The 13,955-nt window shown below is 48.9% G+C and carries 12 protein-coding genes and 1 tRNA gene; 5 read left to right on the forward strand and 8 right to left on the reverse strand.

Annotated elements, in window-relative coordinates:
- The first annotated feature begins 77 nt into the window (after positions 1–77).
- The 5 genes from H8S80_RS29305 to H8S80_RS29325 all read left to right on the forward strand — a co-directional run bounded on the left by H8S80_RS29305 (position 78) and on the right by H8S80_RS29325 (position 3,663).
- Positions 78–626: a sigma-70 family RNA polymerase sigma factor gene (locus H8S80_RS29305; RefSeq protein WP_006059623.1), complete on the forward strand. Its 549-nt coding sequence runs from the start codon at positions 78–80 to the stop codon at positions 624–626.
- Between the two features lie 487 nt (positions 627–1,113).
- Positions 1,114–1,494: a type II toxin-antitoxin system PemK/MazF family toxin gene (locus H8S80_RS29310; RefSeq protein ID WP_002569115.1), complete on the forward strand. Its 381-nt coding sequence runs from the start codon at positions 1,114–1,116 to the stop codon at positions 1,492–1,494.
- 30 nt (positions 1,495–1,524) lie between these two features.
- Positions 1,525–1,752 (forward strand): helix-turn-helix domain-containing protein, encoded by a 228-nt coding sequence (locus H8S80_RS29315; protein WP_002569114.1) that lies wholly within the window; start codon positions 1,525–1,527, stop codon positions 1,750–1,752.
- 104 nt (positions 1,753–1,856) lie between these two features.
- Positions 1,857–2,294, forward strand: a complete 438-nt coding sequence (locus H8S80_RS29320) for a helix-turn-helix domain-containing protein (protein WP_002569113.1) — start codon at positions 1,857–1,859, stop codon at positions 2,292–2,294.
- Entirely contained in the window at positions 2,272–3,663 is a 1,392-nt protein-coding gene (locus tag H8S80_RS29325; protein WP_007862346.1) for a tyrosine-type recombinase/integrase, read from the forward strand. The genes H8S80_RS29320 and H8S80_RS29325 overlap by 23 nt, the downstream gene beginning before the upstream one ends.
- A 348-nt stretch (positions 3,664–4,011) precedes the next feature.
- Here H8S80_RS29325 and H8S80_RS29330 read toward each other — a convergent pair.
- The 8 genes from H8S80_RS29330 to H8S80_RS29365 all read right to left on the reverse strand — a co-directional run bounded on the left by H8S80_RS29330 (position 4,012) and on the right by H8S80_RS29365 (position 13,895).
- Positions 4,012–4,088, reverse strand: a tRNA-Arg gene (locus H8S80_RS29330).
- Positions 4,089–4,524: 436 nt separating this feature from the next.
- Positions 4,525–5,412 carry a DUF3881 family protein gene (locus H8S80_RS29335; protein WP_002605377.1) on the reverse strand — a complete coding sequence of 296 codons (888 nt, stop codon included), beginning with the start codon at positions 5,410–5,412 and terminating at the stop codon, positions 4,525–4,527.
- A gap of 210 nt (positions 5,413–5,622) precedes the next feature.
- Positions 5,623–8,556, reverse strand: coding sequence for a beta-phosphoglucomutase (pgmB, locus tag H8S80_RS29340; protein ID WP_117633084.1), 2,934 nt, complete (start codon positions 8,554–8,556; stop codon positions 5,623–5,625).
- Positions 8,513–9,859: an MFS transporter gene (locus tag H8S80_RS29345; RefSeq protein WP_117633083.1), complete on the reverse strand. Its 1,347-nt coding sequence runs from the start codon at positions 9,857–9,859 to the stop codon at positions 8,513–8,515. The genes pgmB and H8S80_RS29345 overlap by 44 nt, the downstream gene beginning before the upstream one ends.
- Before the next feature lie 22 nt (positions 9,860–9,881).
- On the reverse strand, positions 9,882–10,721 hold the full coding sequence (locus H8S80_RS29350; protein ID WP_002605380.1) for an MBL fold metallo-hydrolase: 840 nt from the start codon (positions 10,719–10,721) through the stop codon (positions 9,882–9,884).
- A 40-nt stretch (positions 10,722–10,761) separates the two neighbouring features.
- Entirely contained in the window at positions 10,762–11,595 is an 834-nt protein-coding gene (locus tag H8S80_RS29355; RefSeq protein ID WP_002605381.1) for a carbohydrate ABC transporter permease, read from the reverse strand.
- Positions 11,596–11,607: 12 nt separating this feature from the next.
- Positions 11,608–12,489: a carbohydrate ABC transporter permease gene (locus H8S80_RS29360; RefSeq protein ID WP_117633082.1), complete on the reverse strand. Its 882-nt coding sequence runs from the start codon at positions 12,487–12,489 to the stop codon at positions 11,608–11,610.
- A 131-nt stretch (positions 12,490–12,620) separates the two neighbouring features.
- Positions 12,621–13,895, reverse strand: coding sequence for an ABC transporter substrate-binding protein (locus H8S80_RS29365; protein ID WP_243007983.1), 1,275 nt, complete (start codon positions 13,893–13,895; stop codon positions 12,621–12,623).
- Between the last annotated feature and the right edge of the window lie 60 nt (positions 13,896–13,955).

Consider the following 13,955-nt stretch of genomic DNA (forward strand, 5'->3'; position numbering starts at 1 on the left):
GGGAGGCGTACATAGCAAAATATCCATGACACCGTTCAAATTCGCTGACTACCAAGAATTTGAACGGAGGAAAGGATATGACGAGAGTATTCATTTGGAAAAATAACAGCCCACAGGAATGGGAGGAAATCAGTTTTTCAGCGTTCAGTAAGGCACGCCGCAATGGTTGCTTTACTGGGCGCTTTTTTGTTGAAACAGTCAAAATGTTCCGTGATGAAGATGACCGCATTATCATGGAATGTTCTCGCAAAGATTTTGAAAAATACCAACAGGAGGACCGCCACAGCCGCTATCTCCAGGAACATGAGAAAAGTCGCTCTATATTCCCGGCTTCTCATGTGGGAGATCGTGACGGCACAGAGGAAGGTTATCAGGATACAGATTTGTTTGTGGATGAATCTGTTGATACTGCGGAACAAGCTATTCAGAATTTACTTCTTGAGGATTTACACCAAGCTCTATTGAAACTGAGTCCAGCAGAACGAGATTTTATATTGTCCTATTATGAAATGAAAATACCAAATGCAACTTGTTTAGCCCAACGATATGGTATTACTCGGCAAGCCGCAGATAAGCGATTGAAAAAAATTGAAGAAAAAATAAAAAAGTTGGTTGCGATTTTCTAAAAAAGTGGCAGTAGCAAGTGAGAGGGAAATCCTTTCACTTGCACCTTGACAACCTCATATACGAATCATTAAGTTTGATCCTCTTTGGGCGTAATAGCCGCTACATCAGCGGTATATTTTCTGAGAGCTGCCACTCGCATAACAGGCCAACCCATTTTTGCTGTATAGATGAGTTTTCGGTTTATCAGAAATATATCAGGCTGGAATACATCGGATGGCATCCGGTCATGGCATAACAAGGAGGAAAGCTCTCTTACAGCCATAGTCCGAGCGTGATAATAACCGTCGCAGGCCATGGGTAAGACCAAACGAAGTGGAGGTGAAACTCCTGAGAAGCAGGCCAGCCACCTGCGGCTTAATGATTACCCAAATCCCTGGGGTGTCGTGGACAAGTAAGGGATAAAACAGGCGCTAAATTGAAGGAGACTCTGTAATTTGCAGAGCCTCCTTCTTACATAATCAAATCTCAAAACATAGGAGGATGAACATGAAAGAAGATTGGATTTATAAGCGTGGGGATTTATATTATGCCAATTTGAACCCTTATTTTGGATCAGAGCAAGGCGGCACCCGTCCTGTCCTGGTTCTTCAAAACAATGTGGGGAATTTTTTCTGCCCCACTTTGATCGTAGCTCCACTCACCAGTAAATGGATTAAGAAAAAGGAGCTGCCCACACACTATGCACTGGAGAGCGTTCCAGAGCTTGGACTGAAATCTGTTGTTCTGCTGGAGCAAATTAAAACGATTGATAAAAGGCGTGTTTTATCGTACATTGGGCGCGTATCTCGCGAAGAAATGAGAGCGATTGATGATGCTCTGCAAGTTAGTTTAGATATTCATATTCCGGAGGAAATGGAGGCTCCGTAAGGCCACTTACCGGATAAAGGAGGCGTTTTTATGTTTGAAGCAAGAATTGCGGAATTGAACCGCTTTAATGAACAAAATCCTGTCAGCTATGACAAAAGAACCTATACGGTCGATGAGATTCAGGACATTCTGGGTATCAGTCGTCCCACAGCATATAATCTGGTAAAACAGGGTGTATTCCACAGCGTCAGAGTCGGCGGTCATATCCGCATTTCCAAAAAGAGCTTTGATGACTGGCTGGATCACGCAGATGAATGATTTGTCAAGGATGCCGATCTCCAAATCGACATCCTTAACTTTTTTTCTGCTTTCTCTTACAATGAGGCCATAGCAAGAAAAACTTTATAGAGGAGGCAAAAGCCATGCAAAAACAAAGAGTAAAGACCAGTATGTCTGTACCAGAGATGGGCAAAATGCTTGGGCTTGGTAAAGTAGAATCCTACTGGTTGGTTAAAAAGAACTATTTCAAAACAATTCAAGTGGCCGGACGAATGAGAGTTATGCTGGATAGCTTTGAAGATTGGTATGCCGGCCAGTTCCACTATAAAAAAGTGGATGGTACACCGCCCGGAGAGAAATGGAGGCATACTACGATGTCAGTTCCGGAAATGGCGGATCTTTTGGGGCTGAAATCTGGCACAGCTTATGACCTTGTTAAAAGGGGCTATTTTGAGACGACCTTGATTGATCGAAGAATTCGTATCATTACCAGCAGTTTTGAAGCCTGGTATCAAAAGCAAACTCATTATGTGAAAATCTCAGAAAGGAGCAATGAAAATGGCATCTATCGTGAAGCGTAAAAGCAAATATTCTGTGGTGTATGATTACACAGATGAAAACGGAAAACGCAGACAGCGTTGGGAAACCTTCAGCACAAATGCAGAAGCAAAAAAACGAAAAAAGCAAATTGAGTATGAGCAGGACTCTGGAACCTTCTTTATTCCTACGGCAAAGACCCTGAACGATCTGCTCGATGAATATATGTCCATCTATGGTGTAAATACCTGGGCAATGTCAACATATGAAAGCCGCCGTGGTCTGGCGAGAAACTACATAACTCCTATTATCGGAGATATGTTACTATCCGACATCACTCCAAGGATGATGGATAAGTATTACCGTGATCTGCTCTCTGTGAAAACGGTAAGCGTCAACAACCGCAAACCCACAAGCGAATATCTGACCCCGCATACAGTAAGAGAAATTCACAAGCTACTTCGCAGTGCCTTTAATCAGGCGGTGCGTTGGGAACTAATCAGCCGTAACCCTGTCCTGAATGCGACACTTCCCAAAGAAGAACATAAAGAACGGGATATATGGACTGCCGAAACGCTGAGCAAGGCTATGGAAGTCTGTGATGATCCTATCCTCTCCCTTGCCTTAAATCTGGCGTTCTCCTGCTCTTTACGCATTGGTGAAATGCTGGGCCTTACCTGGGACTGCATTGATATTGCACCACAGAGCATAGAAAATGGTTCAGCTTATATATTCGTCAACAAAGAGCTGCAACGGGTTACACGAGGTGCATTGGACGATTTGAGCGACAAAGGTGTTATTAAGAAGTTTCCACCTTGCATAGCCAGTACCCATACTGCTCTGGTCCTGAAAGAGCCTAAAACCAAAACCAGTATTCGCCGCGTGTACCTGCCGAAAACAGTTGCCTATATGCTGGTAGAGAGAAAAAAAGAAATTGATGAGCTGATGGATCTGTTTGGAGATGAATACATCGACAATAACCTGGTCTTTTGCTCCAGCAATGGCCGTCCGATGGAAAGCCAGGTGATTAACCGTGCTTTCAATAAACTTATCAAAGAAAACGGACTGCCTCATGTTGTATTCCATTCTCTCCGTCACTCCAGTATCACCTACAAGCTGAAACTCAATGGTGGCGATATGAAATCCGTCCAGGGCGACTCTGGTCATGCTCAGGTAAAAATGGTTGCAGATGTCTACTCTCACATCATCGACGAGGATCGCTGCATAAACGCTCAGCGATTGGAGGAAGCATTTTACTCATCCAAGACTCCTGACCCTGTTGAAGATACAGAGCCTAAAACTGCGGATACTGCCGTCACTGAAAGTGATGAAAGTGATGCAGCGAAGATACTGGAACTGCTTAAAAATCCCGAAACTGCCGCACTGCTCAAGCAGCTGGCAAAAGCTTTATAAAGTCCCCACCTCAGAAGAACGCCTCTCACTTTGTGAGAGGTTTTCTTCGTTTGAACCACTTTGCACAGTGACCAAACACTTTTTTTGTTAGCAAGGTTCTGAAGGCATTTTTGAGCGATGTTAGCAAATTCACGATTTTGTTTGCAAATCCCTCTGATTTCTGCTAACAAATGTTTGCAAGTTCCTTTGGTAAAAATCGAACCTCTGACTTACCGCCTTTCTTAGCAAAAGGCCAAATCTCGTTAGCAAATGTTAGCAAACCAAGGTTTTTTGCAAAAAAGTCACAAAAGCCGCAGAAATAAGAAAAGCCGAAAACCCTGATAAATCAAAGGTTTTCGGCGTGTTTGCTGGCGTCCCTGGCGGGATTCGAACCCACGGCCTTTCGCTTAGGAGGCGAACGCTCTATCCTGCTGAGCTACAGAGACTTATATTAAATTGAGACTGGCAACGATCACTTTTCCCCGTAAGGCAGCTGGTAGAGCACAACCTTAGGAGGCGGACGCTCTATCCTGCTGAGCTACAGAAACACGTATTAAATTTTGCGGGGCGAATCCCCAAAAAGCGAGCGCTCTAAGTTCTCTTAGGAGGCGTGTGCTCTATCCAGCTGAGCTACGAGGACATATGCAATTTTTATAGAAAGGAGAGAGCGAACTTACCTCACAGGACTCAGGTTATCTGATTATTAGGAGGCGGACGCTCTATCCTGCTGAGCTACAGAAACATCCCCTGTGCCGCGGGTCTTCCGCGAACAGGCTGTATATTATTATATTAACAATTAGGCGTTTCGTCAAGTTTTACTTGAAGAATCTTTCAAAATCCCCCGGCTTAGGGTGTGTTTAAAAATTCATATTCAAACACACTCTAGTCCGCCGCCTCATCAAACACCACATTGCCCTGCATCCAGATCTGTCCCTTAAACCGTCTGCCAACCGCCGGTTCTCCGGTCAAATCCTGCTTTGCGATTCCCACATGAAATACGATGTCGCTGCATTCCAGCTTCAAATCATAAACCTCTTCTCCGGTAATCTGGTTCTTCTTTTCCACGATTTCCGTAATCTCACCGATTACCGAGTACTGGTCGCATTCAATTCCGCACGGCATAAAACAGGAATCGATGATCGAATACAGATCTTCCTTCATCACCCGTCTGGAAATCTGGGAATACATGTCGATGTCCTCGATGGTCAGAGTCTCCATGGCGTCCTCATCACCGTTCTTGGCTGCCTCCAGAAGCGTGTTCCGCTCCTTTGCCGTAACCTTTGCATTCTCCCGCTGCTTCTCTGTCTTCTGAATCGGCAGAAGAATCTTACCGCTGACCGCCAGCCCGGTTAAATTGGCCCGCTTTGTCTCCAGGGAACTCTTATCCATGATTCTCTCCCTGCACTCGAATGAATTATCGATATAAAAAATCAGGGAAATACCGACCTTATACTCATCAAGCAGTCCCGCATACGTCTCACGCTCTGTATGGCGCTGAATGGAACAGGACACATCCGATGTCATATCCTCGCTTCTCAAAAATGGATAGTAATAATTCCGGCGAAATACTCCCTCCCGGTCCATCTGGCCAAATACGGCGATTCCCATTCCAGGCGCAACCTCTTTTCTGATCTCACAGAGGTTCGTCTCCTCATCCAGCTGAATCCGCTTCATGCCGGATAAATCTTCTGTCATTTGATCTAACAATTTATCGATATCCCGGTCCTTCTGGTAGAGGCTGAATCCAATAGACCTTAAGAATTTATGCATAATGTCGTCACCTGCCTTTGCTTTACTGAGATTTACTTCTTTGCTCAAATTTACTGCTTTCCTGTTCCCCTGTCTCTATTTTCTCACATTTCAGGAAAGAAAACAATGAGGCGAAGAAAACTCCGCCTCAAGTCTTATCGCTTATTATATACTATAATATGAGATAATGCCAGTAATATTTTATAAAATTATTATGATTTTATCCCCATTTTACGGCTTTCCACAGATTGTCAGCAGCTGTGAAAATGTCTCCATGCCGTAACTTGCCTTTTCGCACAATGCCGCATCACCAATACCGGCGCTGTCCATCCCGGCACGGCACGCCGCCTCGATGCCTGCCCTGGCATCCTCGACGACCAGACAACGCTCCGGATCAGCCGCCGCGTACTGCGCCGCCAGTAGAAATACTTCCGGATCCGGTTTGGATCGCGTGATATTCGTTCCATCAGAAATGGCATCAAAATAGCCGCCAAGACCGATCCGCTCCAAAATCTTTTTCGCATTTTTACTGGAGGAACCGATCGCCAGCTTTATTCCCAAGGCTCGCAGGCCGTCAAGCGTGTCCTTCACCTCCGCGCTTAAATCGGCCGGTGACATCTCATCTAAAAGTCCCTTGTAGATCTCATTTTTCTCAGCACAGGCCCGCCGTTTCTCCTCATCCGTCAATGTGGTCAGCCCGCCATGCTTTAGGATAATCTCCAGACTCTCCTCCCGGGACACGCCCCGTAAAAGATTGTTGACCTGTTCATCAAACGGCACTCCCAGCCGGTCCGCCAGCGCCTTCCACGCCTGATAATGGTAGGCGTCCGTGTGGCAGATGACTCCATCCAGGTCGAAGATTACCGCGTCATACTGTGGCACATTCTTCTCACCCATGGAAAACGCAGCCGTTCCCGTTAAAGAACACTGTTTTCCGTAAACCGTCACCGTCTGCGGATTTCCTTCCAGCAGAGTAAGCCTGCATCCCTCCCGGTTCACCTCCACCGAAATCAGGCTTCCGAGATAAACAAACTGGAAACGGTAGGCGTTCCATTTTTCAGGCAGATACGGGGCAAGGAACAGCCCCTGCTCCTTAACCTTCAGGCCGCCGAAGCCATAGACAACCGCCATATAGACGCCGCCCATGTTGGCTGTATGGATTCCATCCCCAGTGTTATGGTGCGTATTGAACAGATCCAGCTTTGCCGAATCTCCGAAATAGCTGTATGCCTTTTCTCTTCTGCCCAGACGGGAAGCCATGATGCTGAAGATACACGTAGACAGCGAGGAATCGTGTGTTGTGATCTTCTCATAGTAGTCGAACGACTTTTCCATGGTCTCCCTGGACTGCATGTCCTCAAACAGTACGTGGGCCAGAACCGTGTCCGCCTGCTTGCACACCTGATGGCGGTATAAATACAGCGGATGATAATGAAGGAGAAGCGGGAAATTTTCCCTGGGCGTATGGTCTAAGTCCCAGATCTTTTTAGACAGAAATGTCTCATCCTGCGGATTGATGCCCAATTTCTCGTCATACGGCAGGTACATGGCCTCCTCCGCCTGCCGGAAAAGAGCCGCTTCCTCATCCGTCATCCCGATCTTCTCCGCCACCGGCCCCAGTGTTCCCGCTTCCTTTAAAATCTCCCAGGATCTTACGGCCCAGTGCAGGTTGTATTTTGCACACGCATTTGTATAGTAATTGTTATCCACCAGACACGTGTATTCATCCGGTCCGGTCACTTCATGAATCTCAAAACGGCCCTCATGGAAATTTCCTGCATCCATCCAGAGCCTGGCTGTCTCAAACAGAATCTCCGCGCCCATATCCGCGAGGAACTCCCGGTCCTCTGTCACCAGGTAATACGCCGCCACCGCATAGGCAATGTCCCCATTGATATGGTATGCGGCCGTTCCAGACGGAAAATATCCGGAGCACTCCTTTCCCATAATGGTTCTCCACGGATATAATGCCCCGCTTTCGTGTCCGGCGATCCGGGCATTCTTCCTGGCCTCGTCGAGCGTTCTGTACCGGAACGACAGAAGCCTTCTGGAGATATCCGGATTCGTCAGAGTGAAAAACGGCTGCATATACATCTCCGTATCCCAGAAGTAATGGCCTTCATATCCCTCTCCGGACAGCCCTTTTGCCGCAATATTACAGAACTCATCCCGGCCCGCGGACTGAAGCAGCTGATAGAGATTGTAGCGCACCGCCACAGCTGTCTCTTCATCCCCATCAATATCGAGATCCGAACGCCTCCAGAATTCCGCCAGGTACTCCTGCTGCCTCTGATACCAGTACTCCAGTCCCATTTCCACGGCCTCACTCATCTCAGCCATGGCCCAGGCCAACGCATCCGGACGGCGCACAGAATCCGTAAATACCGTGTATTTCGTCAGGGAAATGGTCTCACTCGCCATCATCTGAAAAGCATACGTCCGGGTGATCCGGTGTCCCGCCGTCTCCCTCGTCTCCTTGGCCGGGACGGAAAGCCGATGGCATACCGCGCTGCAGGCCAGGAGGCCGGAAGCCGCGGCCGCCGTGACCAGACAGGACACATCTCCTTCCACCACTGCCTTTACCGGGTGCAGGTGAGAGATGCTTTCCCCCGCGACTCTCGGATCGTCAGGATTACAGTAATTGCTCACTTCCCCGTTATGATCCGAGATTATTTCAGCTTCACCGCTGTAATTTAAGGATTTCACCTGATACTCCACTGTAAAAAGCGGTAATTTAACAAAAGAAGCCATACGCCGGCTGGTGATCTCCACCTCTTTCCCTTCGGGAGAACGCCAGACCATACTGCGCTCTGTCACACCTTTTTCCATATCCAGACGGCGGCAGAACCGGAGGACGGTTCCCTCAAACAGGGAAAATTCCTCACTGCCCAGTTTTAAGCGGATTGTCTGCGTATCGGCCACATTGACCATGGTCTGCTTTTCCTCGACAAAGCCGCAGAGTTTTTCCGCCTGGGGCATTTTCATAAAATCGTAAAATCCGTTGATATAGGAGCCGCGGATGGTCTTCTGTCCCTCCGGATACCCCTCCTCAAAATTAGACCGCACACCGATATAGCCGTTCCCGTTATGGAACACGGTCTCGTGCAGCACGCAGCTTTCCTCATCGGGGCTGAACCCGTCTGCCTGATAGACCCATTTGCTCATGGATTGTCTCCTCCTTCATGCTCATCTTTACTGTGAATACCCGTTTTCTTAAAATAAAGCACACGGCCAGAGCCGCGGCAGTCATGGCCAGCCAGCCGAAGATCGTCACCTGCCAGCCCACATGCTGCACCAGCACACCAATTCCATAGGTGGAAATGGCGCATCCCAGGTAGGCCATCGCATTTAAAAATCCCGAAACGGTAGAAACTCTCCCCTCCTTTTCGAAATGGAGCGGGAGCAGATTAACAAACAGCGTATTGACCGCCATCATGGACGCCGTAATAACGGACAGCAGCCCCGCCGTCAGAAACATATTGACCGCGCTGAACCGCCAGAGCAGAACCAGCGCGCCGGTGGCAATGAGAAAGAAAAAGGACGCCGTCTTAACCTCATGCTTCTGAAAGAATCTCCGGTACATAAACTGAGCGGCATAGGCCCCGGTCAGGTTAATGACCGGAAGCATGGTCGTCACCAGTATGGACAGCGTCGGCGAGGCCATAAACGTCTCGCTGATATACGTTGGAACCCACGAAGTCACACCGTCCTTCAAGACGCCGTGAACCACCACCGGGATCAGAAGGAACAGAAGGCCAGATGCGGTCAGAAGCCGTCCAAATGGCATGGAGCCGGTGTCTGCCGTTTTCCCTTGTTCTGTCCTCTTTTCATATTCTACCACACCCCCATATGCTTCTGCATCCCCATGTCCCATCGAATACGCCTCGACCTTTGCAAACCCGCGCCAAAACACCAGCGCTGCCCCGCACATGCATACGGCGGCAGCATAAAACACAAACCGCCAGCCCGCAGCCGCGATCATCGCCGCAGACAACAGGTAGGAGGCAAGCGTTCCCACCGCCATGGTGGAGGTGATATGCACGCAGTATTTTACTTTTCTCTCTTCGGTCATCATCTTTGCAAAGATTCTCATGATCGGAGGCCAGATCATCGCCTGGGTATACCCGTTGGCACACCAGAACAGCGCCATCATCCCAAAGCCCGATAAGAAACCCATGGCCAGATTTAAGAGACCGGAGGCAAACAGCCCGGCGAATATCATTTTCCCCGGATGGAGGCGGTCTGCCAGCATACCGTTGAGAAACTGCCCCGCTCCGTAGGCAAAAAAGTAGACCATACTGATAAATCCGGCCTGCGAGGCGGTTATCACAGATCCGCCGATCATGGCCGGCATGGCCGATGAATAGTTAAGCCTGCCGATATAGGAGGCAAAATACACCAGCCAGCACATCCAGAATAAAAGCGCCTGCATATGGCCGTCATAAATCCGATTTAATTTTTTCTGCATCTTCTCTCTCCCGTCTTTCGTCCTATACTTCCGCTGTAAACCCGTCGCAGGCTACCAGAAAGCCCTTTGGCGCCGCCAGCGCCTCCATCTCCTCATGGGAGAGCCCGTGACCGCAGTTATGGGAGAAATGATTGAGGATAAACACGGTATTGTCATGGACACAACCCATAGCCTCCAGCCTTTCCTTCGTTCTCACGTCCCCATTCCAGCCCATATGGGTCGCTCCGTCCCCCAGAATACCCATGGTGCAGTCAAGGCTGACCAGATCCAGCCGCCGGCCGCGCAGCTGCTCCCACGTCTCCTCCGGAAAATACGCCGTATCATTTCCATACAGAAGCGTCTTTCCCGCCTCATCCTCGATCAGAAAGATCAGACAGCACTCCGCCGGATCATGGGCGGCCCGAAGAGGCGTCACCCGGTAATTTAAGACGGAAAATGGCTGAAACGGGTAAATTTCAGAGAGTTTTACACAGTCATCCAGATTTTCACAGTCGTCATCCACATCCCGCATGCGTTTATACAGTTCCCCGATCCGCTTTGTACCATAGACATGAAACGGCGCGGCACTTCCGGACTGGGCATAGGGCCTGGCCTTCATCATCAGATCCGTGGCATAGAAATGGTCGCAGTGCCCGTGAGTCACGATACAATGGTTTATTTCATGAAGCTTCAGACCGTCTCTGATCACATGCAGATACGTATCCGGTCCAAAATCAATTAACAGTCTGCCATCCACCACCGCCTGGGCGCGTGTCCGGATATTTTTACCGCCCAGCTCCCGCGCCATCTGGCAGGATGGGCAGTCACAGAACAGCGCCGGCCAGCCTTCCGCGGCCGCGGTTCCCAAATACTTTATTTTCATGGTATAATCTCCTTTCCAGCGGTATAAGCCGCCGCATCACTCAGCCCTTAACCGCCCCGTTGGTCAGCCCGCCGATAATCTGTTTCTGCAGGACTAAGTACACCAGGAACACCGGGAGCATGGACAGTATGAAGGTGGCAAACACCAGCGCATAATCCACCGTAAAGGTGCTCTTAAAGTTGTATTGAAACAGCGTCAGCGTCCAGTACTTCGTCGATTTATTTAATACCAGCAGGGGAAGAAAGAAATCGTTCCAGATCCATAAGCCCATCTTGATCAGCACCGTGGCCGTCATGGGTTTTAAGAGCGGCAGAATAATCTGGAAATACGTCTTGGCTGTGGATGCTCCGTCAATGTAGGCTGCCTCCTCCAGCTCCGTCGGTACGCCCTGGATAAACGCCACGTAGAGGAACACGCCCTCACAGATGGAGCTGGCCACATACACAATGATGATTCCAGTGGGAGTCAGCATGTGAAGGCGGCTCATCGTCTTGATTAAGGGCATCATTTTTACCTGGAACGGCACAAAGATTCCGACTAGCAGGAAGAAATAGAGGTATTTATAAAAACGGCTGACATCCATCTTTCTGGCAATGGAATAGGACACCATGGGAAGAACCACGATCATACCGGCCAGAGACAGAATCGTTATGTATAAGGTATTTCCAACCGCCTGATAGTAATCGGGACGGCTCAGTATATTTTTGAAGTTCCCCAGGTAAAAGCTTTCCGGCAGCGCCAGAAAATTCTTTGTAATCTCCGGTTCCGTCTTGAAGGCCGAAATGACTGTCAAAAACAGGGGATAGATGATGAGCAGGATACCAATTCCCAGAATGAGATACGTGCCGGCTGCCCGTTTCGTCTGTGTTTTCATAGGTCCTCCCTCCTAATAGACTTTCTTCTTATTGTTGACGGCAATCTGGATAAAGGAAATCGTACACACCAGAATGCACAGAATAATGGATTCCGCAATACCATAGCTGAACTTCATTTCCTTAAACCCGTGGTTGTAGATGAGGAGCGCCACACTCTCCGTGGCACCCGCAGGTCCGCCCTGCGTCAGGCCCACCACGTAATCAAACAGCATCAGACCGTCTTTAAACATGAGAACGACCACCACAGTCACCACCGGGAGCACGAAGGGCAGCGTGATGTGTTTAAACAGCTGCCATTTATTCGCGCCGTCCAAAGAAGCCGATTCAATCAGTTCCTGCGGAATCGATTGAAGCCCCGCCATCAAAAGTACGGTAGGTATGGCCACGCTCTGCCATACGTGAACGAACAGAATTCCGTATTTCGCCAGGCTGGGATTGGACAGGATGCTGGTCTTCAGCACTTCGATGTCAAATAGCCCGCCAATCCCCGGGAGCACCCGGTAAAAGAACTCGTTGAATATCAGGCCCGCAGTCAGCATACTGATGACGGCCGGGAAGAAATAAATGGCGCGGAAGGCCGATTTATACTTAATCTTGCTGTTCAAAAGGAGCGCCAGCACCATGCTGATCACCAGAACCAGAGCCAGGAGCATCAGCGCGTAGACCAGGGTAAACAGGAAGGACCCGCGGAAACGGGCATCCTGCACGATGGAGAGATAGTTGCCCAGTCCGATAAAATGAAACTTCTTCGTGATCCCGTTCCAGTCCGTCATGCTGTAATATAAACCATTGATAATGGGGTAAATAAAAAACATGCAGTAGAGCACCACTGCCGGTATCACGAACAGAAACAGCGTGATATCCCTGTTGTTTATCTTTTTCTTACTCTTCATAAAAACCCTCTCTTTTTGAAAGAAGGTGTTGTGCCTGCTTCCTTGGGAAACGTAAGCACAACACCTTTTGTTATAGAGCGTATTCAACATCTGCTCTCAAGTATATCTGAAAATTCATGTTCAAATACACTCTAGGATTCTTTGTAGTACTGTTTAACAATCCTGTCGGTCTCTTCCAGGAAATGATCGACATTCTGGTCGATCAGAAGCTGCTGCATCGGAATTGCCCACTCGTTGCGCATGCCGGCCGGCCAGTAGTTGACAAGGGTCAGGAAGGTCTTGTCTCCCGCCATCTTCTCTTTCATCAGGGCCAGGGGTTCAATGTGGTACTCTACGCCCTTAATGACCGTAGGTGTTCCCTCATTGTCCGCCAGAAGCTGGTTGATCTCCGGTCTTGCACAGAATTCGATAAACTTGAGCGCCTCCTCCGGATGCTCTGTCGTCGCAGAGTATCCCAGGGCAATGTCCACATTGATCGGAAGGGACTGCGCTTCCCCTGCGGGATTAGGAATCGGTACCATGGAAAGGTTCATTTCAGGCGCTGCCTTTAAGATGGCCGCCAGTCCCCAGGTTCCGCTGATGAACATGGGATATTTGTTATTGACGAAGTCAGAGGTGGCCTGCTCTCTGCCGATTGCGAGAGAATCCTTGGGGCCGTACTTTCTCAGCTCCAGCATGGCTTCCGCCATGGTACGCACGTAAGGAAGATTAGCGTCCGTAAACGAAGCGTCACTCGTTCCAACCGTCTCAAAATCGTTGTAAACATCATTTTTAATGATACCGATGATTCGCTCCGCCTCCTGTCCGAGTGCGACAGAGTCCTTATCATTGCAGGCGATGGCAGTAATACCCGCCGCCTCGAAGGTCTGGCAAGCCTTAATCAAATCATCCCAGGTCTCCGGAAGCTCCAGATTCTGTTCCTCAAACATGTCCTTATTACAGAAAATGCCGAATGAGCTGAGGGCAAATGGCATGGTATATACCTTTCCGTTATGCTCGCACATCTTCACGGCTGTGGCTTCCGCGTTTTCAAGTACCTTCTCACCGGTCATATCCGCCATGATGCCTTCGTCCATAATGCTCTTATACGTCGCCTCCGCCGGATAGACACTCATGATGTCCGGAATATCGCCGGTGGAAATATTGGTCAAAAATACGGTCTCGGAGTCTGCCGGGGAGATCTGATTGATCTTGACACCGGGATTTTCCGCCTCAAACTTTGCGATGATCTCATCATAAACGGATTTAGCTTCATTTTTCATCTGAAAGAAATCCAGTGTGACAGATCCCGCCACCGCTTTAGAACTCTCACCGCCTGTATGATCGGATGCTCCGCCGCATCCTGTTATAATGCCTGCTGCCAGTGCAGCTGCTGATAAAACCGCCATTACTTTCCGATATCTCATAACCTTTTCTCACTTTCCCTTTTTTCAAACGTGCACGTCTTTTTGATGATCTAATCATAA

Source organism: Hungatella sp. L36, from assembly GCF_014288035.1.

Bases quoted from the DNA above. Each gene is read 5' to 3' on its own strand.
- H8S80_RS29335 (WP_002605377.1), bottom strand. From the start codon at position 5,412: ATGCATAAATTCTTAAGGTCTATTGGATTCAGCCTCTACCAGAAGGAC.
- pgmB (WP_117633084.1), bottom strand. From the start codon at position 8,556: ATGAGCAAATGGGTCTATCAGGCAGACGGGTTCAGCCCCGATGAGGAA.
- H8S80_RS29365 (WP_243007983.1), bottom strand. From the start codon at position 13,895: ATGAGATATCGGAAAGTAATGGCGGTTTTATCAGCAGCTGCACTGGCA.
- H8S80_RS29345 (WP_117633083.1), bottom strand. From the start codon at position 9,859: ATGCAGAAAAAATTAAATCGGATTTATGACGGCCATATGCAGGCGCTT.
- H8S80_RS29360 (WP_117633082.1), bottom strand. From the start codon at position 12,489: ATGAAGAGTAAGAAAAAGATAAACAACAGGGATATCACGCTGTTTCTG.
- H8S80_RS29310 (WP_002569115.1), top strand. From the start codon at position 1,114: ATGAAAGAAGATTGGATTTATAAGCGTGGGGATTTATATTATGCCAAT.
- H8S80_RS29350 (WP_002605380.1), bottom strand. From the start codon at position 10,721: ATGAAAATAAAGTATTTGGGAACCGCGGCCGCGGAAGGCTGGCCGGCG.
- H8S80_RS29320 (WP_002569113.1), top strand. From the start codon at position 1,857: ATGCAAAAACAAAGAGTAAAGACCAGTATGTCTGTACCAGAGATGGGC.
- H8S80_RS29325 (WP_007862346.1), top strand. From the start codon at position 2,272: ATGGCATCTATCGTGAAGCGTAAAAGCAAATATTCTGTGGTGTATGAT.
- H8S80_RS29305 (WP_006059623.1), top strand. From the start codon at position 78: ATGACGAGAGTATTCATTTGGAAAAATAACAGCCCACAGGAATGGGAG.
- H8S80_RS29355 (WP_002605381.1), bottom strand. From the start codon at position 11,595: ATGAAAACACAGACGAAACGGGCAGCCGGCACGTATCTCATTCTGGGA.
- H8S80_RS29315 (WP_002569114.1), top strand. From the start codon at position 1,525: ATGTTTGAAGCAAGAATTGCGGAATTGAACCGCTTTAATGAACAAAAT.